Annotated in this window: 19 protein-coding genes and 1 pseudogene; 10 read left to right on the top strand and 10 right to left on the bottom strand. The window is 64.2% G+C overall.

Annotated features, from left to right (window positions below; translation table 11 throughout):
* Window positions 1-4: 4 nt before the first annotated feature.
* Window positions 5-1,075, top strand: a complete 1,071-nt coding sequence (locus LB572_RS10610) for an NAD(P)/FAD-dependent oxidoreductase (RefSeq protein WP_224667678.1) — start codon at window positions 5-7, stop codon at window positions 1,073-1,075.
* A 37-nt stretch (window positions 1,076-1,112) separates the two neighbouring features.
* On the opposite strand, the pseudogene LB572_RS10605 reads toward LB572_RS10610, so the two are convergent.
* From LB572_RS10605 to LB572_RS10595, 3 genes and pseudogenes are all read right to left on the bottom strand, one after another.
* Window positions 1,113-1,792 (bottom strand): annotated as a pseudogene (locus LB572_RS10605) (class II glutamine amidotransferase).
* A gap of 153 nt (window positions 1,793-1,945) precedes the next feature.
* Window positions 1,946-2,749, bottom strand: coding sequence for a class II glutamine amidotransferase (locus LB572_RS10600; protein WP_224667677.1), 804 nt, complete (start codon window positions 2,747-2,749; stop codon window positions 1,946-1,948).
* Between the two features lie 16 nt (window positions 2,750-2,765).
* Entirely contained in the window at window positions 2,766-3,020 is a 255-nt protein-coding gene (locus tag LB572_RS10595; protein ID WP_135886919.1) for a DUF6356 family protein, read from the bottom strand.
* Between the two features lie 114 nt (window positions 3,021-3,134).
* Between LB572_RS10595 and LB572_RS10590 the strand changes: the two genes are divergently transcribed.
* The 5 genes from LB572_RS10590 to LB572_RS10570 all read left to right on the top strand — a co-directional run bounded on the left by LB572_RS10590 (window position 3,135) and on the right by LB572_RS10570 (window position 6,717).
* Entirely contained in the window at window positions 3,135-3,605 is a 471-nt protein-coding gene (locus LB572_RS10590) for an Lrp/AsnC family transcriptional regulator (RefSeq protein WP_140802070.1), read from the top strand.
* Window positions 3,606-3,768: 163 nt separating this feature from the next.
* Complete coding sequence (gene dut / locus LB572_RS10585) at window positions 3,769-4,254, top strand: dUTP diphosphatase (RefSeq protein WP_224667676.1); 486 nt, start codon at window positions 3,769-3,771, stop codon at window positions 4,252-4,254.
* Window positions 4,255-4,914 carry an HAD family hydrolase gene (locus LB572_RS10580; protein WP_224667675.1) on the top strand — a complete coding sequence of 220 codons (660 nt, stop codon included), beginning with the start codon at window positions 4,255-4,257 and terminating at the stop codon, window positions 4,912-4,914.
* A gap of 64 nt (window positions 4,915-4,978) precedes the next feature.
* Window positions 4,979-5,833, top strand: a complete 855-nt coding sequence (locus LB572_RS10575; RefSeq protein WP_224667674.1) for a hypothetical protein — start codon at window positions 4,979-4,981, stop codon at window positions 5,831-5,833.
* A gap of 80 nt (window positions 5,834-5,913) precedes the next feature.
* On the top strand, window positions 5,914-6,717 hold the full coding sequence (locus LB572_RS10570; RefSeq protein WP_140802066.1) for an isocitrate lyase/PEP mutase family protein: 804 nt from the start codon (window positions 5,914-5,916) through the stop codon (window positions 6,715-6,717).
* Window positions 6,718-6,719: 2 nt separating this feature from the next.
* On the opposite strand, the gene LB572_RS10565 is transcribed toward LB572_RS10570, so the two are convergent.
* Both LB572_RS10565 and LB572_RS10560 read right to left on the bottom strand, forming a co-directional pair.
* Window positions 6,720-7,415 carry a sulfate transporter family protein gene (locus LB572_RS10565; protein WP_224667673.1) on the bottom strand — a complete coding sequence of 232 codons (696 nt, stop codon included), beginning with the start codon at window positions 7,413-7,415 and terminating at the stop codon, window positions 6,720-6,722.
* Window positions 7,416-7,568: 153 nt separating this feature from the next.
* Window positions 7,569-8,453 (bottom strand): EamA family transporter, encoded by an 885-nt coding sequence (locus LB572_RS10560; protein WP_224667672.1) that lies wholly within the window; start codon window positions 8,451-8,453, stop codon window positions 7,569-7,571.
* 371 nt (window positions 8,454-8,824) lie between these two features.
* Here LB572_RS10560 and LB572_RS10555 point away from each other — a divergent pair, with 371 nt between their 5' ends.
* The 3 genes from LB572_RS10555 to LB572_RS10545 all read left to right on the top strand — a co-directional run bounded on the left by LB572_RS10555 (window position 8,825) and on the right by LB572_RS10545 (window position 12,381).
* Window positions 8,825-9,817 carry an adenosine kinase gene (locus LB572_RS10555; RefSeq protein ID WP_140802063.1) on the top strand — a complete coding sequence of 331 codons (993 nt, stop codon included), beginning with the start codon at window positions 8,825-8,827 and terminating at the stop codon, window positions 9,815-9,817.
* Between the two features lie 380 nt (window positions 9,818-10,197).
* Complete coding sequence (locus LB572_RS10550) at window positions 10,198-10,908, top strand: antitoxin Xre/MbcA/ParS toxin-binding domain-containing protein (protein ID WP_224667671.1); 711 nt, start codon at window positions 10,198-10,200, stop codon at window positions 10,906-10,908.
* A gap of 369 nt (window positions 10,909-11,277) precedes the next feature.
* On the top strand, window positions 11,278-12,381 hold the full coding sequence (locus tag LB572_RS10545) for a porin (RefSeq protein ID WP_224667670.1): 1,104 nt from the start codon (window positions 11,278-11,280) through the stop codon (window positions 12,379-12,381).
* A 145-nt stretch (window positions 12,382-12,526) separates the two neighbouring features.
* Here the strand turns inward: LB572_RS10545 and LB572_RS10540 are convergent, their stop codons facing one another.
* The 3 genes from LB572_RS10540 to LB572_RS10535 form a co-directional block, all read right to left on the bottom strand.
* Window positions 12,527-14,806, bottom strand: coding sequence for an NADP-dependent malic enzyme (locus LB572_RS10540; RefSeq protein ID WP_140802060.1), 2,280 nt, complete (start codon window positions 14,804-14,806; stop codon window positions 12,527-12,529).
* Between the two features lie 138 nt (window positions 14,807-14,944).
* A complete protein-coding gene (locus tag LB572_RS34380; protein WP_263497921.1) occupies window positions 14,945-15,067 on the bottom strand; it encodes a hypothetical protein in 123 nt (40 codons plus the stop codon).
* Window positions 15,068-15,117: 50 nt separating this feature from the next.
* On the bottom strand, window positions 15,118-16,131 hold the full coding sequence (locus tag LB572_RS10535) for a glycosyltransferase (protein WP_224667669.1): 1,014 nt from the start codon (window positions 16,129-16,131) through the stop codon (window positions 15,118-15,120).
* Window positions 16,132-16,297: 166 nt separating this feature from the next.
* Here LB572_RS10535 and mutS point away from each other — a divergent pair, with 166 nt between their 5' ends.
* Entirely contained in the window at window positions 16,298-19,036 is a 2,739-nt protein-coding gene (gene mutS / locus LB572_RS10530) for a DNA mismatch repair protein MutS (protein WP_224667668.1), read from the top strand.
* Here the strand turns inward: mutS and LB572_RS10525 are convergent, their stop codons facing one another.
* Together LB572_RS10525 and LB572_RS10520 are read right to left on the bottom strand one after the other, a co-directional pair.
* Window positions 19,037-19,699 carry a methyltransferase family protein gene (locus LB572_RS10525; protein WP_224667667.1) on the bottom strand — a complete coding sequence of 221 codons (663 nt, stop codon included), beginning with the start codon at window positions 19,697-19,699 and terminating at the stop codon, window positions 19,037-19,039.
* Window positions 19,692-20,129, bottom strand: a complete 438-nt coding sequence (locus tag LB572_RS10520; protein WP_318014030.1) for a DUF3313 family protein — start codon at window positions 20,127-20,129, stop codon at window positions 19,692-19,694. Before LB572_RS10520 ends, LB572_RS10525 begins: the two co-directional genes overlap by 8 nt.
* Window positions 20,130-20,418 lie beyond the last annotated feature (289 nt).

Genomic DNA, 20,418 nt, shown 5'->3' with positions numbered 1-20,418 from the left:
CGGCATGAGCAACGCAAAACAAGTCATCGTCATCGGAGCCGGCATCATCGGCGCCTCTATCGCCTGGCATCTGGCGAAAGCCGGCGCGCGCGCGACGGTCGTTTCCGAGAGCGGCGCCGGTGGTGTCGCCACGCCGAATTCCTTTGCCTGGATCAACGCAAGCTGGGGCAATCCGGAAACCTATTTCCGGCTGCGCATCCGGGCCATGGCCGAATGGAAACGGCTGGCGAACGACCTGCCGGGCCTGCCGCTCGCCTGGTGCGGCGGCCTGTGCTGGGACCTGCCAGCGGACAAGCTCGAAGCTTATGCGGCGGAGCATTCGTCCTGGGGCTATGGCATCGAGCGGGTCGGGCGCGAGCAAGCGGCGCGCATCGAGCCCAATCTCACTGAGTTTCCCGAGTTTGCGCTCTACGTCGCGGAGGAAGGCGTGGCCGAGCCTGTGGCGACCACAAAAGCACTGCTAGCCGATGCCGAACGGCGCGGCGCACGGGTCGTCATGGGGACTGTCGACACGCTAGTGCTGTCCAACGGCAAGGTCACCGGCGTCGTCGTTTCGGGCGAGACCATCGCCGCCGACGAGGTGGTGGTTGCAGCGGGAGCCGGTGCTCCGGCGATCGCCGCGACGGCGGGCGTCATGTTGCCGATCGAGACTCCGCCCGGCCTGATCGTGCACTCGCGCCCTCACAAGAGGCTGCTTAACGGCCTCGTGCTGGCCGACAGGCTGCATATGCGCCAGACGGCCGAGGGACGCATCGTCGCCGGCTCGGATTTCGGCGGCGGCGAGCCAGGCGAGAACGCGGAAGCGGATGCGCGCGCGCTGTTCGCCGCGACGAAAGCGATGCTGCGTGGCGCGGACGGGCTGGAATTCGACTTCCACACGATCGGCTACCGTCCAACGCCGGCCGATGGTTTCCCGATCGTCAGCCGCGCCGACGGCGTCGGCGGCCTCTACATCGCCGTCACTCATTCCGGCATCACGCTGGCGCCCGCCGTCGGCATGTTTGTTGCCCGCGAAATCCTCGACGGCGAGCGCGATGCGTTGCTCGCGCCTTACGCCCTGTCGCGCTTCGTTTAGCAGCCGGCCGATGGCAGAAGCCGCCAATGCCGAGGCTTCAGCTTGCCAGCGCCCACCGGGACGTCGCTGGCGCGAACGGCCGGATGCTGGTGCTGTCGCGGGTCATCGTCACGAAGCTCGATTGCGGAATCTCGTGCCAGGTCCGGCCGTCGCGATCGAACGGCTCGGAGACGATGCAACGGCCGACGCCTTTGGCGAAGGCGGCGGTGTAAAGCGTCGGTGCTTGACCGTCGGTGGCGTAGCGAACTGCGTGAAGCGCCCGACCATCGCTGAAGGCGGCCGTCAGCTTCAGGGACGGCTCGATGCCGACGCGGCGCGCAGCCTCGAGCACGCGGCCGGTGGCGCGGGACACCGCGCCTTGCGGATCCTGCGCAAGGCCTTCGCCGAGCATCACGCGGAAAAACAGCTCGGAATCCGTGGTCCCTTCGATCTGGTCGAACAGCGCATCCGAGAGCGAGTTCTCGGGCTGACGACGGATCTTCTCGAAGCCGCCGATCTGGCCGTTATGCATGAACGACCAGCGGCCCGAGGGGAAGGGATGGCAGTTCGCGCGGCTGGTGGCGCCGCCTGTCGAAGCGCGGACATGGGCCAGGAACAGGCCGGATTTCACCTGGCGTCCAAGGCTCCTGAGATTGGTGTCGGACCAGGCCGGGAGGGGGCGGCGATGACGTCTTCCAGGAAGATCGCGTCGCCGAGATAGGCTGCCCACCTGCACATTGTCCTGTCATCCTCTGTCGACGCGTTTTTGAGCGCGCGAACGAATTCGCCGCTCGTCTGGCGCCACAGATGACAGGAGGGAGGTTGGACGTCCTTACGCCGCGCTTACGTTTTGCTGATCTCTGCCTGAACGCGGCAGTTCGGGATTCTACTTCAACCGACGACCAGCGCCAGCTTGTTCGCCGCCGGCGCGAACGGCCGGATGCCGGTGCCGTCCCTGGTCATGGTGACGAAGCTTGCCGGAGGTATCGCCTGCCACTCGCCGCCGTCGCGGTCGAAGGGTTCCGAGACGATGCAATGACCGGCGCGCTTCGTGAAGGCGCCGGTATAGAGCGTCGGCGCATGGTCGTCGGTGGCGTAGCGAACGGCGTACAGCGCCTCGCCATCCGAAAAGGCCGCCGTCAGCTTCAGCGCCGGCGCGCTGCCGGCGCGGCGGGATGCCTCGATGACGCGACCGGTCGCCCGTGACACCGCACCCTGCGGGTCGGTCGCCAGGCCCTGGTCGATCATCAGGAGAAAAAAGAGCTCGGAATCGGTAGTGCCCTCGCGCTGGTCGAAGACCGCGTCGGTGAGCGTGTTTTCCAGCGCGCGGCGGATCTTTTCGAAGCCGCCGATCTGGCCGTTATGCATGAACGACCAGCGGCCGGAGACGAAGGGATGACAGTTCATGCGGCTGGTGGCGCCGCCGGTCGAGGCGCGCACATGGGCCAGGAACAGTCCCGATTTGATCTGCCGGCACAGGCTCTTCAGGTTGGGGTCGGACCAGGCCGGCAGGATGTCGCGATAAAGGCCGGGCTCGGGCCGGTCGCCGTACCAGGCAAGGCCGAAGCCGTCGCCATTGGTCGGCGACTTGGCTTCCTGGGCGCAGTGGCTCTGGGCGATCAGCGAATGGCAGGGCGCGGTGATGATGTCTTCGAGGAAGACCGCTTCACCAAGATAGGCCGCCCACCGGCACATCGCATTCCACCACTTATCAGGCGCGATCCATCAGAGCCGCCGGCTCCTTGACCGCATGTGAGCCTCGGTTGTGCGTGCGCTCGTAGAGCTCGCGAACGATTCGGCTCGCCGTAGTTTCGAACAGAAACGGCAAGAAAGCGTGAACGAGCGCGGCACCGGCCGCCATCGACAGGCGCGAGCAGAACCAGGCGGCGAAGGCCATGTGGCCGAAATAGGTCTCGCCGACCTTCTCAGGGTGAGAGGTGAACAGTGCCGTAAGCCTGGTCGTCATGGTGATCCCTCCTGCGGGATAAGCCCCTATGGTGAGTATCGTGCCACAGGGCTTTGGTTCATCGGTCCCAAATTGTCCTTGATTTTGATAGAACCATGAGACATTCATCCCAATATGCCGACAGAACTCGATGAGATCGATCGAAGATTGCTTGCCGAGTTGCAACGCGACGGCACGCTGTCGATCGACCAGCTGTCGGAGCGGGTGGCGCTGTCGCGCAACGCCTGCTGGCGACGCGTCAAGCGGCTGGAAGAGGATGGCGTCATCACCGGCCGCGTGGCGCTGGTCGACGCCGACAAGCTTGGCCTCGGCCTTTCCGTCTTCATCCTGATCCGCACCTCCAACCACGACCCGGACTGGCTGCAGAAATTCCGCGCGGCGGTGACCGGCTTTGCCGAGATCACCGGCGTCTACCGCATGTCGGGCGACCTCGATTATGTGCTGAGGGCCCGGGTAGCCGACGTGAAAGCCTATGACCGGCTCTACCAGCGGCTGATCGCCAAGGTGGCGCTGTCGGATGTCTCGGCCTCCTTCGTCATGGAGGAGATCAAGGAGACAACCGTGGTGCCGGTGGAACTGCGCTAGGTTGGCAAAGCCTCATCGCTTCGTCATCCACGGACGAAGCGACGAGCGTTCTCGCCAATCGCCAAAATGGATGGCGAGGTCATAGTCGCGCCAGAAAGAAAGCCGTTGATAGCATGGCGGGCGAGTTGACCGAATCGCCGCTCGCGCCGATAGGATCGATTTTATGCGCACAGCTGTCCATCCTTCCTCCGTCATCGGCCCCACCGTCGGTTTCGTCAGGCTCCCGCATGGAGAAGGCCTGCCTCTGCCGGCCTATGAAAGCGCCGGCGCCGCCGGCATGGATCTGCGGGCCGCGGTGCCGGAAGACCGGCCGCTGCTCATCCTGCCGGGAAAGCGGGCCCTGGTGCCGACCGGGCTTGTCCTGGAAATCCCGGAAGGCATGGAAGGCCAGGTGCGGCCACGCTCGGGCCTTGCCTTCAAGCATGGGCTGACCGTCCTCAACACGCCCGGCACCGTCGACAGCGACTATCGCGGCGAGGTGAAAGTGCTGCTCGTCAATCTCGGCGACGAGGATTTCTCGGTGACCCGCGGCATGCGCATCGCCCAGATCGTTTTCGCCGCGGTGACGCAGATGGCCAGCGAGGAGCGCGCGCTGGCCGGCGGCACGACGCGCGGCGCCGGCGGTTTCGGATCGACCGGCACCGCCTAAATGCAAGTTCCAAAGCTGGTCATCTTCGACTGCGACGGGGTCCTGGTCGACACCGAGAACCTTGCCAACCGGCGCCTCGCCGAATGGCTGACCGCCGCCGGTTTTGCGACCACATTCGAATATTGCCGCAAGAATTTCTCCGGCCGCAGCATGGTCTCGGTGCAGAAAGAGATCGAAGAGACGACCGAGGTCCGGCTCGGCGCCGACTTCGTCGATCGCTGGAATGCGGGCCTGCCGGATCTTTTCTCGCATGGCGTCGAGGCGATCCCCTATGTGCGCGATTTCGTCGAGACGGTGCGCAAAGCCGGCATCGCCTATTGCGTCGCCTCCTCGGCGCGGGTCTCGAAGATGCATATCACGCTTGGACAGACCGGACTTTTGCCGCTGTTCGAGCATGCCATGTTTTCCGCCACCATGGTCAGCCGCGGCAAGCCGTTCCCGGACCTCTTCCTGCATGCCGCAGGGACGATGGGCTTCGCGCCGGCCGACTGCGTCGTCATCGAGGACAGCGTTGCGGGCACCCAAGCCGGTATTGCCGCTGGCATGCGGGTGTTCTCCTACTATGCCGATCCGTTCTCCGATCGCGACGGCCTGGCGGCATCCGGCGGCATCCTGTTCGACGACATGCGCGAACTGGCAGGGCTGGTACCTATCCACTGATCGCATTTGGCTGCGCGCCGTAAAACGCCGTGCTAGCGTGGGCTGATCCGAGGGGGCGCGGTCCATGGTTTCCACATTAAGCCGTTTCATGCTCGCATGCCTGCTGCTGCCTTGCCTGTGGGCGGCCGCGCTGGCCCAGGCGGTCGGCTTTCCGGAGCTGAGCAGCGCCGTTCCCCGACATCAGGACGTCACTTATTTCGACCTTGCCAAAATGATCGTGCCTGACCTCAAGGCCGGCGATGACGGTTTCTACAAGGGCAGCGCGCCGATCGAGATGCGCGACATCCTCGGTGGCGACGACGGCGGATCGCCGCCTGAAACCATCAACCTGCCGAATGCGGCGGTGCTGGCCATCAAGGCCGGCGGCAAGGGACGGCTGACGATGCTTCTCGACCTCGGCCAGGCGCAGGACAGCGCCGAAGGATTTGCCGTGCTGGCGCTCTTCGATCTCACCGGCAAGCCGAAGCTGCTCGACGCGGTCAATGTCGGAACCGACCGGAGCACCTATTTTCGCGATCCTGGAAAGCTGGCGATCAGCCCGGATGACGACGCGCTCATCACAATGAGCACGCATTTCAATTCGAACCAGGGCTATGTCGGCACGATCCTGATCCTGGTCCGCAACGACCGCTTCGAGACGATCGACCAGATCAATACGTTCGACGAGAATGTCTGCGCCTACAAGCGCACGCAGGACCTTTCCTTCCAGGCGCTCGGCGCTGAGAAGCCCTACGCGGCGATCAAGGTGACGGTGACCGACGCCACCGAGCCGAGCGAGGAAAGCTGCGAGGAGCCGGCGCCCAAGGCGGTCTCGCACGATATTTCCGTCACTTATCGCTGGGATGCCAAGGCGTCACGCTACGTGAAGGATTCCGACGCCTTCGAGAAATTGTCAGCAGAAAACGCCGAACGCTTCTGAGCCACACGCATTCGTTTGCCCGGTTCGAGCGGCCGCGATAAATTCCCCGCACGACCCCCACTCATGATTGAGGACCCGCCATGGACAAGGGCAAGATTTTTCGCGATCTGCATGCCTCCACCTTCGTCATGCCCAACCCCTGGGACATAGGCACGACCAAGCTTCTGGCCTCGTTCGGCTTCAAGGCGCTGGCGACGACCAGCGCCGGTTTCGCCTTCTCCCGCGGCCTGCCGGACGGCGCCGTGACCTTCGACGCCATGATCCATCATTGCCGCGAGGTGACGGCCGCGACGGAGCTGCCGGTTTCGGCCGATCTCGAACGCGGCAAGGGCGACAGCGCCGAACAAGCGGCCGAGACCATCTTCGCGGCCGAGGCCGCCGGTCTCGCCGGCTGCTCGATCGAGGACCACACCGGCGACGCCGCCAACCCGATCTATGATTTCTCGCACGCCGTCGAGCGCGTCGCCGCCGCCGTCGAGGCCGCCCGCGCGCTCAAGCACGATTTCGTCTTCACCGCGCGGGCCGAGAATTTCCTGTGGGGCAGGACCGACCTCGACGATACCATCAAGCGGCTGCAGGCCTTCGAGAAAGCCGGCGCCGACGTGCTTTATGCGCCCGGCATCGGCGACGTCGAAATGGTGCGCACGATCTGCTCGTCGGTGAGCCGGCCGGTCAACGTGATGGCCCGACCCGGTTTCACCATCGCCGACCTTGCCATGGCCGGCGTCAAGCGCATCTCGCTCGGACCGTGGCTGACCAATTTCGCCTATGGCATGCTGGAGACGGCGGCGCGCGAAATCCAGCAGGACGGCACTTTCGGCTTCACCCGGGCGGCGATGCCGTTCGGCAAGCTGCAAGCGCTGTTCCGGGAGGGCAAGGAGTAGGGCTAGATCGGCTCCCGCGCCGAAACCGCCTTGTGCAGATGCACCATCATGGCGGCCGCGAAAAGCGGCGTCAGAAGATTGAGCAGCGGCACCGCCAGGAACAGGGCGATGACCAGCCCGGCCAGGAACACGGTGCCGGCATATTTGCGGCGGAGCGCCTTGGCCTCGGGTTCGGAGCGAAAGCGCATGGCCGCGAACTCGAAGAATTCGCGGCCCAGCAGATAGCCGTTGACGATGAAGAAGGCGGCGATGTTGATGCCCGGGACCAGAAGCAAGAGCAGCGCGACGATGTTGCCGAGGACGACAACGCCGAAGAATTTGATCGCCAGCGCAAGCGAGCGCAGCGCCGGCACGGCATGGCCGGGCGGATCGTTGGGATAGTCGGTACGTTCGACGACTTCGGCGATATCGTCGAGGAAGAGACCGGCGACGATCGCCGTCACCGGCGCAATGAGCAAGGCCAGGCCCACGGCCAGAACGATGCCGGCGATGATGCCGCCCAGCCATCCGGCCCAGGACGGCAGGCCAGGCAGCAGCGTTTGCAGCCAGGGCAAGGCCAGCCATTCGAGCAGGCTCTCCAGGCCGAGCCAGAGCGCCAGCAGAGCGAGCAGCGTCAGCCCAAGCGTCTTCAGGAAGACGGAGCGGAATTCAGGCGAGAACAGCCGGCTGGCGGCGGCGCGTGCAGCGTCTAGGATCACGGCGGGTCCAGGCCCTCATCGAGTAATGACGTCCCCGAGATAGGCGGGCTTCTGCCCAGACGCAACCAAAGCGCGTCGCGCCGACGCGCTTTGGTTTGGTCTCGATGCATGTCGGTTATCCCAAAACCGTGTCACACTTTTGGGCGACATGCATTATCGCGCAAGCTTGACCTGCCGTGCCGGAATGGTCATGGCCGCAACGCCGGCGACGACAAAGCCCATGCCGACCCAGGCCATCGGCCCCAGGCTTTCGCCGAGGAAGACGGCGCCGATGCCGACGCCGATCGGCACGCGCAGATAGGCCTGCGAGGTGGTGCCGACCGAGCCCAGCGTGTGGATCAGGCGGAAATAGATGACGAAGGCCAGCGCCGTCGAGAAGACCGACAGGCCGAGCAGGGCCAGGATCGATGCGCCCGACGGCGCAAGCGTCCATGGCTGGTCCACGACCAAGCTCAGAGGAACAAGTATGACGGCGCCGCAAAGCATCGAACCCGCGGCGGGTATCATCGGATCGAGGCCCTTGAAGCCGCGGCCGAAGATCGCCGCCCCGGCATAGGAGACCGTCGCGATGACGATCGCAAGCTGCGCCCAGAGCTCACGGCCGAGTCCGCCGAGCGCCTCCGTGCCGATGATGAGACAGATGCCGACGATGCCGGCGCCGACACCGACCAGCTTGCGCGCCGTGACGGGCTCATGGCGCGTGATCAACGCCGTCAGCAGGAAGGTGAAGATCGGCGAGGTCGAATTGAGGATTGTGGCAAGACCGGCATCGACCGAGCGCTCGGCGGCGGCGATCAGCGTGAACGGCACGACGCTGTTGAGGCAGGCCTGGAAGGCGAAGCGGCGCCAGATTGCCGCGTCGGCGGGCATGGCGAGGCCGCGCCAGCGGATGATGGTGAAGAGAACAGCCCCGGCAATCAGCGTCCGGGCGGCAATGAAGGTCACCGGCGGGATCGTCTCGACGCCGATCTTGATGAAGGTATAGGAAGCACCCCACAGCACCGCCAAAACGCCAAGCAGCGCAAGGTCGGTGGACATTTCGGTCTTCTCGGACATTCGTGGTTCGCGCCTTCAGCCTGTCGCCGGAACGATCCGCTTCGTTCTTACGGTTCTTACGCAATTCCGAACGGAAAACCGCCACGCACTTTTCCTGGAATTGCTTCTAGCCCGCAACGTCGCGGAAATGTTTAGATCGCGGTGAAACCATAGCTGTCACGGTCGTGACTGTTGTGGGCCAGTTCGATACGAACGCTGCCGCAGCCGGCGAACAATCGGCGCCACGGTCGGCTCCACGGAAGGCAATGGCGATTTTCGGGGTAGGCAAAGCAGTGCCAAGTCGCTAGACCCGCGCCCGGCCGGCATGCCAGATAGCCGGCCAGAAGCCTGATTGGCTCTTGGCGGAGATTTTGATGCCGGAATATGACGTGCTTTGCATCGGCAATGCCATTGTCGACATCATCGCGCAGTGCGACGAGGCTTTTCTCGAGACCAACGGCATCATCAAGGGCGCGATGAACCTCATCGACGCTAGGCGCGCCGAATTGCTTTACGGCCGCATGGGACCGGCGATCGAGGCTTCCGGCGGCAGCGCCGGCAACACGGCGGCCGGCGTCGCCAGCCTCGGCGGGCGGGCGGCCTTCTTTGGCAAGGTGTCGAACGACGCGCTGGGCGATATCTACACCCATGATATCCACGCCCAGGGCGTTGCCTTCGACACCAGGCCTCTCGGGGGCGAGCCGCCGACCGCGCGCTCGATGATCTTCGTCACGCCCGATGGTGAGCGTTCGATGAACACCTATCTCGGCGCCTGCGTCGAGCTTGGCCCCGAGGATGTCGAGGCGGACAAGGCTTCCGGCTCTAAAGTGACCTATTTCGAAGGCTATCTGTGGGATCCGCCGCGCGCCAAGGAAGCAATTCGGCAGACCGCCAAGCTGGCGCATGCGGCGGGCCGCGAAGTGTCGATGACACTGTCGGACTCCTTCTGCGTCGACCGCTACCGCGACGAGTTTCTCGACTTGATGCGCTCGGGCACCGTCGACATCGTCTTTGCCAACAGCCACGAGATCAAGTCGCTTTACCAGACCGCGTCGTTCGAGGAGGCGCTCGCCGCCATCCGCAAGGATTGCAGAATAGCCGCTGTCACCCGCTCCGAAAAAGGCTCGGTGATCGTGCGCGGCGACGAGACCGTCGCCATCCAGGCGACGAAGATCAAGGAACTGGTCGACACGACCGGCGCCGGCGACCTCTATGCCGCCGGCTTCCTCTACGGCTACACGACCGGACGCAGCCTCAAGGATTGCGGCGACCTCGGTTCGCTGGCCGCGGGGTTGGTGATCCAGCAGATCGGCCCGCGCCCGCGCCAGAGTCTGCGCCGCGAGGCCGAGCAGGCCGGGCTCCTCTAGGGCCTTTACCTCCCCCCGTGGGAGGTCGGATTGTCCCGAATTGCGCTTCGCAATTCGGCTGGCAATCCGAGCGAGGGGTAATCGGCGCCAAGCTGGAGCACCCCCTCATCCGTCTCGGCGCTGTGCGTCGATCCACCCGGCTGCTCATAAGGGGAGAAGATAGTGCGCCGGCTGTCGCGGACCTGTCACGTTGGCCCTCTAAGATGCAAAATGAGGCGTTCCGTGACTGACATTTCGGCGCGCCAAACCAGGGGTGTGAAGATGCAAACCAGCAAGCTGCCGGGCCGCGGCGCCAGTTGCCGTCGCGTATTTTATTTTCCGCTATAAAATTTCAGCAATCGCCGGCGCCTGGGGAGGAGCGCGGGCCGCAAGACAGATTCATGACCAGGTTCCAGAACCCGTCCGACGGGATTTCACAAGAGGCATTGGCAGGCCTAATGGCCGAAGCCGTGCAACAGGCGTTGATGCAGCATGGCGTCATGCTGGACGCCGAGGCGCTGACGTCGGCAAGCAAGATCGCCGGCCATCTGGCTGCCGCCCTCCCCTTCCTGCCGCCTGCACAGCGCCTGGCCATCGGCTCCTTCAAGGGCGAGTGGACCGACCTTGCCTCCGACTTTCTTCGTGTGATGACGAACAAGGTCGCGAGCGACGGTTCGGCCGCATCCGAGCGCGGCCCTGAGCGCCCGGCGCGGAAATCGGAGACAGGGAGGCCGGCGGCCCAGCCGATCGCCGAGCGAGCCGCGGACCTGCAATCGATGCCGATCGAGGATTGGGCTGGCGAGGTCGCCGGCTCGACCTATCTGGAAGAGAAGCTCCGCATTCCGCGCTCCACGCTGCATCGCTGGCAAAGACGCGGCGAGGTCATTGCGCTCCGCAAGGGCGGCCGCAAGCATGTCTTCCCACTGGCCCAGTTCATTGATGGCAGGCCGGTTCTGGGTATCGGCGACGTGCTTTCGGCGATCGCCAATCCGCGGCTTGCCTGGTTCTGGCTGAGCCGGCCTTCGCCCGAGCTGGGCGGCCGCGTCCCCATCGAGATGTTGAGGGATGACATGGTCGAGGACGTGGTCCGCGCCGCACGCGCCCTGTCCTGATCCGGAGTCGTTTTTTCCATATTCGTCCGAACTTTTAGAAATTTATTCGGCAAAATTCCTGTCATAAAACCATAATAATTGGCACATTTGGCACATTTCTAGGTCTTCCCCGCGCTTAGATTGTATAGATTGTGCAATATGTCCCATTTTTACAGATGTATGACGTGATATTTGGGCAACAAGACCTTCATAAGATTCAAAAAGCCGCCTTTCAGACACAATCTCTGTTGTACGTGACGGCCGATTAAGCCATGTCCAAGGCGAAGAAGCGGCGCCGGTGCGCGACTTCTTCAACGATGGGGACGGGGGTGGCAAGAGCCGAACGGCATGTCAGGCCTGTCTTGAACCTTTGACTGGAGATTCAAGAAAATGAACATCAAGAGCCTTCTTCTCGGCTCCGCTGCGGCCCTGATCGCAGTTTCGGGCGCGCGTGCCGCCGACGCGGTGACCGTCGCCGAGCCGGAACCGGCCGAATACGTCAAGATCTGCGACGTCTATGGCGCCGGCTACTTCTACATCCCCGGCACCGAGACCTGCCTGCGCGTCGGCGGCTACATTCGCTATGACGCCGGCTTCGGCGATCCCGGCACGCTCGACGGCCGCAGGACGGCCGACGTCATGGACGGCGATGCGCAGAACAGCTGGAACAAGAACGCCCGTTTCGCGCTGAGGACCTGGACTGGGCAGGAGACCGAACTCGGTACGTTGAAGACCTATACCGAGACCCGCTTCAACTTCAAGAACGGCGATTCGGCGGCGAACCTGGAATTCGGCTGGGTCCAGCTCGGCGGCCTGCGCGTCGGTGTGGACGAGACGCCTTACGACCAGTTCATCGGCTATGCCGGCAACGTCATCCAGGACACGATCATCCCGTACGGCATCAAGGTCACCAACGTCGTCAGCTACTATTTCGACGCCGGCAGCGGCTTCTCGGGCGTGGTCTCGCTCGAAGAAGGTGCGAACACTGGCAAGATCCTCGGCTTGATCGACAGCTATGTTCCGCATGTCGTCGGCGGCCTGAAGTACAAGGGCGACTGGGGCGCGATCACGGGCGTCGTGGCCTATGACAGCAACTACGAGGAAGTGGCCGGCAAGGTCCGCCTGGATGTCAACGTCACCAAGGAACTGTCGCTGTTCGTCATGGGCGGCTACGGCACCGACGACAATTTCGTCGACCACGCCAGCGGCCGCGGCTTCTACAAGCCTTGGGGCGGCAACTGGGCCGTCTGGGGCGGCGGCACCTACAAGTTCAACCCGAAGACCGCCTTCAACCTCCAGGTCTCGGCCGACGACGCCAAGAACTTCGCCGTGGCGGCAAACGTAGCCTACACGATCGTCTCGGGCTTCACGGTCACGACCGAAGTCAACTACTACCACGATGGCAAGTTCGGTCAGGCCGACGACTACAATTTCACCAAGGCCTTCAGGAAGAACAACTGGGGCGGCATCGTCCGCTTCCAGCGCAACTTCTAATCGAATGCAAAGATCATAAAGAAACGATCGCTCTGCTACCTAGTGCGTTTTCGCCGTTTCACGGAAACGGCGAAACCCCCTGGCTCTTTGTTTCTTACGCAATTCCGGACGGAAAACCGCTCACACTTTTCCTGGAACTGCTTGGTCAGTTCCCCGCCGTATAGGCCGCGATCGCCGCCATGTTGACGATGTCCGAGTCCTTAGCATTCAACGACACGATCTGCACCGGCTTGTTCAAGCCGACCAGCAGCGGGCCGATGACGGTCGAGCCGCCGAGCTCCTGCAGCATCTTGGTCGAGATCGAGGCCGAGTGGAAGGCTGGCATCACCAGCACATTGGCCGGGCCGGTCAGGCGGATGAAAGGATACTGCGCCATGGCGCGCGGGTTCAGCGCGACGTCGGCCGCCATCTCGCCGTCATACTCGAAATCGACGCGGCGCTTGTCGAGGATGCGCACCGCTTCCTGCACACGCTCGGAACGTTCGCCCTGCGGATGGCCGAAGGTGGAATAGGCAAGCATGGCGAGCCTCGGCTCATAGCCCATGCGGCGGGCGAACCCGGCCGCCTCCTCGGCGATGTCGGCGATCTGCTCGGCGTTCGGCATGTCGTGCACGGCAGTGTCGGCGACCAGCACCGTCCTGCCGCGCGCGAGCACGATCGACACGCCGATGACGCGGTGGCCGGGCTTGGCGTCGATGATGCGGCGCACGTCGTCGAGCGCGGTCGAGTAGTTGCGGGTGACGCCGGTGACGATGCCGTCGGCATCGCCCAGCGCCACCATGCAGGCGGCGAAATGGTTGCGGTCGTTGTTGATCAGCCGCTGGCAGTCGCGGAACAGGAAGCCCTTCCGCTGCATGCGCTCGTAGAGATAGTCGGTGTAGATGCCGTTGCGGCGCGACAGCCTGGCATTGATGATTTCGAGGCCCGGCTTGTTCAAGTCGATGCCGGCATTGCGGGCATTGTCCTTGATGACGTCGTCGCGGCCGAGCAGGATCGCCGTGCCGAGCTTCTGGTTCACATAGGAGACGGCGGCACGCATCACCTGCTCCTCCTCGCCCTCGGCGAAGACGATGCGTTTGGGCTGGCGGCGCACGCGGTCGTAGATGCGCTGCAAGGTGGAGGCGATCGGGTCGCGGCGGGCGGACAGTTCCTGCGCGTAGCGGTCGAGGTCGAGGATCGGCTTGCGGGCAACGCCGGATTCCATCGCCGCCTTGGCCACCGCCAGCGGGATCGCCGAGATCAGGCGCGGATCGAACGGCACCGGGATGATGTAGTTGGGGCCGAATTTCGGCCGGTTGCCCTGATAGGCGGCGGCGACGTCGTCCGGCACGTCCTGGCGCGCCAGCTCGGCCAACGCCCTGGCGGCCGCGATCTTCATCTCGTCGTTGATGGTGGTGGCGCGCACATCCAGCGCGCCGCGGAAGATATAGGGGAAGCCAAGGACATTGTTGACCTGGTTCGGGTAGTCCGAGCGACCGGTCGCCATAATGGCGTCGGTGCGGATCTCGGCCACTTCCTCCGGGGTGATCTCCGGATCGGGATTGGCCATGGCGAAGATGATTGGGTTTTTCGCCATCGACTGCACCATGGCGGTGGTGAGCGCGCCCTTGGCGGACAGGCCGAGGAAGACGTCGGCGCCGTCCAGCGCTTCGGCCAGGCTGCGCGCCTCGGTCTTGACGGCATGCGCCGACTTCCACTGGTTCATGCCTTCGGTGCGGCCCTGGAAGACCACGCCCTTGGTGTCGCACAGGGTGACGTTTTCCGGCGCAAAGCCCATCGCCTTCATCAATTCGATGCAGGCGATGCCGGCCGCACCCGCGCCGTTGCAGACCATCTTGGTGGTCTTCATGTCGCGGCCGGTGACCTCCAGCGCATTGATCAGCCCGGCGGCCGAGATGATTGCCGTGCCATGCTGGTCGTCATGAAAGACGGGAATGTCCATCAGCTCGCGCAGCCGCTGCTCGATGATGAAGCATTCCGGTGCCTTGATGTCCTCGAGATTGATGCCGCCGAAGGACGGCCCGAGGAAGCGCACGCAGTTGATGAACTCGTCGGCGTCCTCGGTCGCGACCTCAAGGTCGATGGAATCGACATCGGCGAAGCGCTTGAACAGCACCGCCTTGCCTTCCATCACCGGTTTGGAGGCCAGCGCGCCGAGATTGCCGAGGCCGAGAATGGCGGTGCCGTTGGAGATGACGGCGACCATGTTGCCGCGCGTCGTGTAGTCGAAGGCGCGGCTCGGATCCTCGGCGATGGCGCGCACGGGAACGGCGACGCCAGGCGAATAGGCCAGGCTCAGGTCGCGCTGTGTCGCCATCGGCTTGGTGGCGACGATCTCCAGCTTGCCGGGCCGTCCCATGGCGTGGAACTCCAGCGCCTCCTCGGCACTGACGGAGGGGCCGCTGCTTTCAGTTTTCCTGGCCATGATGCCTGACGTTTTCCTCACCATTTCGCGCTCTTGAGGCGAGCGCATTCGTTTGAATTACCGGCTTAAGGCCATACTCCGCCGCTGTAAACCGCCAAGCCATGCAGTGACGATGTTCCTCGGCGTTGCCGGCGACAGTCAAATCTTGCCCGATGAGATCGCGGCAATCTCGCGCAGGTGCTCGCGCACCGGAGCCCAGCGCGTCAGCCCAGAGGTACCGGCGAACGGCCATTCGGAGAAGGGCGGATCATCGCTTCCCATGCGTTGCTTAAGCGCCGAGAGATAGGCTATCAGTTCCAGCCGTTCCGCCTTTACCCTTTCAAGCGTGCGGCGCGAATCTCCTCCCGCGGTATGGCGCGGTCGCGAAGCCGCTCGACCGCGCGGCGGATCGCGGCCGGCTCCGGCTCGGCGATAACGCAGTAGTCCGGATCGAAATAGACGTCGCGGCCGCCGATGCTCGGTGTCGAGACGATGGGCAGGCCGGCCAACAGATACTCCATGCTGGAATACATCGCCCCTTCCACCGCCGACAGGCAGAGCCCGACCGCGGCCTGGTTGTAGACGCGGTTGACCTCTTGCGACGGCATCCGACCGGGCAGGCCATCAACGAGCGGATTGGCGATGCTGTGAAGCGGCGATTGCGCCTGCAGGCGGCGGATGAAGGCGCGGTCGCCGGCCGGCGGCAATTCGCCGATCGAGGACGTCACATGGACCAGTCTTTCGATCTCGAAGGCGAGATAGTGCCGCTTGGTGTACGAGATGCGGCCGTTGTAGACGGCATCGTACTCGACCGGCACGTCCGGCAGCGGCCGGAAGACGTCTTCCGAAATCATCAGATTGTGGTTGGAGAAGATCGCTGTGCCGCCAACGCCTGCAATCAGGCGCCACTCTTCCTCCGTGTTGCAAAGGAAGATCAACTCGTGGTTGGGGCAGACCCTGGCGAACCAGGCGAGATCCTTGCGTATCTGCTCGACGACGGCGGGCCTTTCCAGCGTCCAGTTCGGCATCAGAAGGAAGGTAGCGCGCCGTGGCGCCAGGCGCCGGCAGAAAGCAGCGAGCGCGTAGAGCGGGCGCCTGCCGCCGACAGGTATATAGAGGATCAGCGGATCGCGACTGAAGATGTGGAGAGGCATGACGACGACGCCATCGAGGCCTGAGAGCGGTCCGCGCGCCGGAAGGATGAAGGGCAACCGTATCCGCGTCCACGCCTTGATTTTGGTTCTGGTTCGATTGGCGCGGTTGGTGGCAAGAAGCCGAATACGGCCGAGCGACGAGCCGGCGGGGCCGACCATTTCCTCGAACGTCTCGTGTCCGTCCTTCTTCATCGCCCTACCATGCTCTCATGGGCCCGGACGATCCATATGTCGGCCGACGGCATGAGGCAACATTCCTTCCACACCTGTCCTGCATATGGCGGCAACCGCCCAGTCTTCCCCTGCTTTTCGCGCCGCCGGCATTAAACCGGGCTGCCACATCTGCTAGCGTTCGGGCATGAACATGCACATGCCGACAGACACCGACGTCCAGGAGACGACGACGCCTGCGCCCGCCACGGGCGGCGTCACGCCGATGATGGAGCAATTCATCGAGATCAAGGCGGCGAACCCGGATTCGCTGCTGTTCTACCGCATGGGCGATTTCTACGAGCTGTTCTTCGAGGATGCGGAGAAGGCAAGCCAGGCGCTGGGCATCGTTTTGACCAAGCGCGGCAAGCACCAGGGCCACGACATCCCAATGTGCGGCGTGCCGGTGCACGCCGCGGACGATTATCTGCAGAAGCTGATCGCACAAGGCTTTCGCGTTGCCGTCTGCGAGCAGATCGAGGACCCGGCCGAAGCCAAGAAACGCGGCTCCAAATCGGTGGTGCGCCGCGACGTGGTGCGGCTGGTCACGCCGGGCACCATCACCGAGGACAAGCTGCTCGCACCCTCGGAATCGAGCTTCCTGATGGCGCTGGGGCGCGTCAAGGGTGGCGGCGCGGCGACCAGCCAGGCCGGCTTTGCATTGGCCTGGATCGACATTTCGACCGGCGCCTTCCGGGTTGCCGAGACGAGCGCCGAGCGGCTGCTTGCCGATATCTTCCGCGTCGACCCGCGCGAGCTGATCGTCGCCGAGCCGGTTTTCCACGATCCGGAGCTCAGGCCGATATTCGATGTGCTGGGCCGGGTCGCCAATCCGCAGCCGCCTTCGCTGTTCGATTCGGCGTCAGCCACAAGCCGCATCGCGCGCTTCTTCGAGGTCGCGACGCCGGACAGCTTCGGCACGTTCTCGCGCGCGGAACTGTCGGCGATCTCGGGCGCCATCGCCTATGTCGAGAAGACGCAGAAAGCCGAACGCCCGCCGCTGTCGCGGCCCGAGCGCGAGGAGCAGGGCTCGACGCTGTTCATCGACCCGGCGACGCGCGCCAATCTGGAACTGTTGCGCACGCTGTCGGGCAGCCGCGACGGCTCGCTGTTCAAGGCGATCGACCGCACCGTGACCGGCGGCGGCGCGCGATTGCTGGCCGACCGGCTGATGGCGCCGCTGACCGATCCGGCGACGATCGCGGCACGGCTGGATTCGGTCTCCTTCTTCCGCTCCGAGACACGGCTCTGCCAAGGATTGCGGACAAGCCTCAAAAGCGTCGCCGACATGCCGAGGGCGCTGTCCAGGCTCGCGCTCAACCGCGGCGGACCGCGCGATCTGGGTGCTCTGCGCGCCGGTTTCGAGGCGGCAGGCGCGATCGCCGAACTGTTCTCGGCGTCCGCCCTGCCCGCCGAGCTCGGTGCAGCACTTGCCGCGATCCTCGCCTTGCCCGAGGCGCTTGCCCGCCATCTCAGCGAAGCGCTCGACGACGAGCTGCCGCTGATCAAGCGCGACGGCGGCTTCGTGCGGTCGAGCTACAATGCCGAGCTCGACGAGATGCGGGCGCTGCGCGACGAATCGCGAAAGGTGATCGCCGGGCTGGAACGCTCGCTGATCGAGGAAACCGGTATCCGCTCGCTGAAGATCCGGCAGAACAATGTGCTCGGCTATTACATCGAGGTGACGGCCAACCATCACTCGATCATGACCGGCAGCGACGCCGCCAAGGCGCGCTTCATCCATCGCCAGACCATGGCCAACGCCATGCGCTTCACGACGACGGAACTGGCGGAATTGGAATCGAAGATCGCCAACGCCGCCGACAAAGCGCTCGGCATCGAGCTCGCCGCCTTCGACCGGCTTACGGCGGAAGTGGTGGGTGCGGCGGACAGCATCCGCGCCGGCGCCGAGGCGCTTGCCGTTCTGGACGTGTCGGCGGCATTGGCGCTGCTTTCCGAAAGCGAAAGCTGGTGCCGGCCGCTGGTCGATTCGAGCCTCGCCTTCGAGATTTCGGGCGGGCGTCATCCGGTGGTCGAACAGGCGCTCAGGCGATCCGGCGACGGGCCGTTCGTCGCCAATGATTGCGACCTGTCGCCCGAGGGCGGCGCCAAGGCCGGCGCGATCTGGCTGCTCACCGGTCCCAATATGGGCGGTAAATCGACGTTCCTGAGGCAGAATGCGCTGATGGCCATCCTTGCCCAGACCGGCTCCTTCGTGCCGGCTGAAAGCGCCCATATCGGCGTCGTCGACCGGCTGTTCTCGCGTGTCGGCGCCTCGGACGACCTGGCGCGCGGACGTTCGACCTTCATGGTTGAGATGGTCGAGACGGCGGCGATCCTCAACCAGGCCGGCGAGCGGGCATTGGTCATCCTCGACGAGATCGGCCGCGGCACCGCGACTTTCGACGGGTTGTCGATCGCCTGGGCGGCGGTGGAATATCTGCATGAGAAGAACCGCTGCCGGGCGATCTTCGCCACGCATTTCCACGAGATGACGGTGCTGGCCGGCAAATTGCCCCGGCTTCACAACGTCACCATGCGGGTCAAGGAATGGGAAGGCGACGTCGTCTTCCTGCACGAGGTCGGCAAGGGCGCGGCCGACCGCTCCTACGGCGTGCAGGTCGCGCGGCTGGCAGGCCTGCCTGAAGCGGTGGTCGGGCGCGCCAAGGAAGTGCTGCACCAACTGGAAGAAGGCGAAGTTTCCGGCAAGACCAATCGGCTGGTCGACGACCTGCCGCTGTTTTCGGTGGCGATGAAGCGCGAGGCGCCAAAGCCGGTGAAGAGCGATGCGCTGGGCGAAGCGCTCGGCGCGATCAATCCGGACGAGATGACACCGCGCGAGGCGCTGGAGGCGCTCTACCGGCTGAAGGGGCTGGCGGATCGGTAATCAAAACAATCGGAACATCGGCGTCACCAGCCCTGCCGACTGGAACCAGCCGAGCAATTCGACCGCGAGTATCGCCGCAAGAAAGTAAGAGCTGTCGATGGAGGTCCGCCTCAGCGCCACCGAATCGAACGTGACGGGAGACGGGCCTAAGAGGTCGTCGTCATCGCGCCGCAGACGGGGAAAGAAGGCCGGCACGCTTCGACAATAACGCCAATAGGCCTCGCCAAAGATCGCGTCCAGCGCGATCGCTTCGCGCATCGCGACATAGGAAAAGACCAGACAGGTGAAGGCAAAGAGAAACGCCGAAAGGATCAGCGACCCGAATGTCAGCCCGACGCCGGCCAGTCCAAGGGCCGAGAAGAAATAGAGCGGGTTGCGCGTATAGGCATAGGGGCCGGTTGTGACGAGTTCACGGTTCTTGCGTCCGCCAACATAGAGCGATGCCCAGCAGCGGCCGCCGATACACATGAAGATCAGCACGGTACCCGCAAATTCCAGCATTTCGCGAAAGGTGCTGCCTTGCGGCCACCCGCTCTCCGCAAGCAGGATCGGCGCCAGGACGACGGGAGCAACCAGCCAAAGAAAGCGCATCCTTCTGCTTTGTTGAAAAGCTGAAAGCGGCATCGGGGATTTCTTCTGCATTTGCGTCATCGCCTCAGTCATTGCGCACCGCGGCTCCCTTGTCGGTCCAGGCCGGCGGCAATCCCATCCGATCGCCGACGAAGCCGACGAGACCGGGCGACTTTCCGAAGGCCTTGCAGGCGGGATATTTAGGCCCGCCGCCGAACATGGCGCGCAATTCCGCCCTGGCCGGCAGCGACGGCAGCTTGTTCAACGGCGTCTTGCCGGTGACCAGGAGCTTGCTGAAATCCTCGCCGAACTTCGCCGCCAGGTCGTAGGCGTTGGCGCCGCGCCCCCAGACCATCGCCGCCGCCTGCTTGCCGTTGTCATCAATCGCTTCGGCTTCGAGCGACAGGCTGCCCAATCCGATCGGCAGGCGAGGAACCGGAACACGGACTTCGGGCAACGCTTCGGAAACCGCCGTGGACGCGACTTTCGAAACGCCGACCGCCAAAGCGTTCGTCGGCGTCACGTGCGGGCTACCTGCAGCTCGAACAAGCCATTTTCGACGGCTTATGCGAGTTGCGGCCGGACCAGGCACGCAACGGTCTGCGGCTGGTTTCCCTGGTGGCGGTCGTGGCGTTGCGCCTGGCCGTGGAAACATGGCAGCAGCAACAAGCCAAGCATCCGCTGGCAGGATATGTCCGGGATGCCTTTGAAAGGCTGAAAACCGAAATTCGATAAGTCCAGCCGTCTGAGGCGCCGCGAAGAACAGAAGCTGTGTTGACTCATTGTACCGATCGGTACAATGTCGGTTATCG

It is taken from the genome of Mesorhizobium sp. BH1-1-5, assembly GCF_020165615.1.
Taxonomy (GTDB): Bacteria; Pseudomonadota; Alphaproteobacteria; order Rhizobiales; family Rhizobiaceae; genus Mesorhizobium.
Note: the sequence above shows the minus strand (reverse complement) of the source record. Positions and strands in the feature narration are given on the sequence as shown.

Bases quoted from the DNA above. Each gene is read 5' to 3' on its own strand.
- LB572_RS10610 (WP_224667678.1), top strand. From the start codon at position 5: ATGAGCAACGCAAAACAAGTCATCGTCATCGGAGCCGGCATCATCGGC.
- LB572_RS10600 (WP_224667677.1), bottom strand. From the start codon at position 2,749: ATGTGCCGGTGGGCGGCCTATCTTGGTGAAGCGGTCTTCCTCGAAGAC.
- LB572_RS10595 (WP_135886919.1), bottom strand. From the start codon at position 3,020: ATGACGACCAGGCTTACGGCACTGTTCACCTCTCACCCTGAGAAGGTC.
- LB572_RS10590 (WP_140802070.1), top strand. From the start codon at position 3,135: ATGCCGACAGAACTCGATGAGATCGATCGAAGATTGCTTGCCGAGTTG.
- dut (WP_224667676.1), top strand. From the start codon at position 3,769: ATGCGCACAGCTGTCCATCCTTCCTCCGTCATCGGCCCCACCGTCGGT.
- LB572_RS10580 (WP_224667675.1), top strand. From the start codon at position 4,255: ATGCAAGTTCCAAAGCTGGTCATCTTCGACTGCGACGGGGTCCTGGTC.
- LB572_RS10575 (WP_224667674.1), top strand. From the start codon at position 4,979: ATGGTTTCCACATTAAGCCGTTTCATGCTCGCATGCCTGCTGCTGCCT.
- LB572_RS10570 (WP_140802066.1), top strand. From the start codon at position 5,914: ATGGACAAGGGCAAGATTTTTCGCGATCTGCATGCCTCCACCTTCGTC.
- LB572_RS10560 (WP_224667672.1), bottom strand. From the start codon at position 8,453: ATGTCCACCGACCTTGCGCTGCTTGGCGTTTTGGCGGTGCTGTGGGGT.
- LB572_RS10555 (WP_140802063.1), top strand. From the start codon at position 8,825: ATGCCGGAATATGACGTGCTTTGCATCGGCAATGCCATTGTCGACATC.
- LB572_RS10550 (WP_224667671.1), top strand. From the start codon at position 10,198: ATGACCAGGTTCCAGAACCCGTCCGACGGGATTTCACAAGAGGCATTG.
- LB572_RS10545 (WP_224667670.1), top strand. From the start codon at position 11,278: ATGAACATCAAGAGCCTTCTTCTCGGCTCCGCTGCGGCCCTGATCGCA.
- LB572_RS10540 (WP_140802060.1), bottom strand. From the start codon at position 14,806: ATGGCCAGGAAAACTGAAAGCAGCGGCCCCTCCGTCAGTGCCGAGGAG.
- LB572_RS34380 (WP_263497921.1), bottom strand. From the start codon at position 15,067: ATGGGAAGCGATGATCCGCCCTTCTCCGAATGGCCGTTCGCCGGTACC.
- LB572_RS10535 (WP_224667669.1), bottom strand. From the start codon at position 16,131: ATGAAGAAGGACGGACACGAGACGTTCGAGGAAATGGTCGGCCCCGCC.
- mutS (WP_224667668.1), top strand. From the start codon at position 16,298: ATGAACATGCACATGCCGACAGACACCGACGTCCAGGAGACGACGACG.
- LB572_RS10525 (WP_224667667.1), bottom strand. From the start codon at position 19,699: ATGACTGAGGCGATGACGCAAATGCAGAAGAAATCCCCGATGCCGCTT.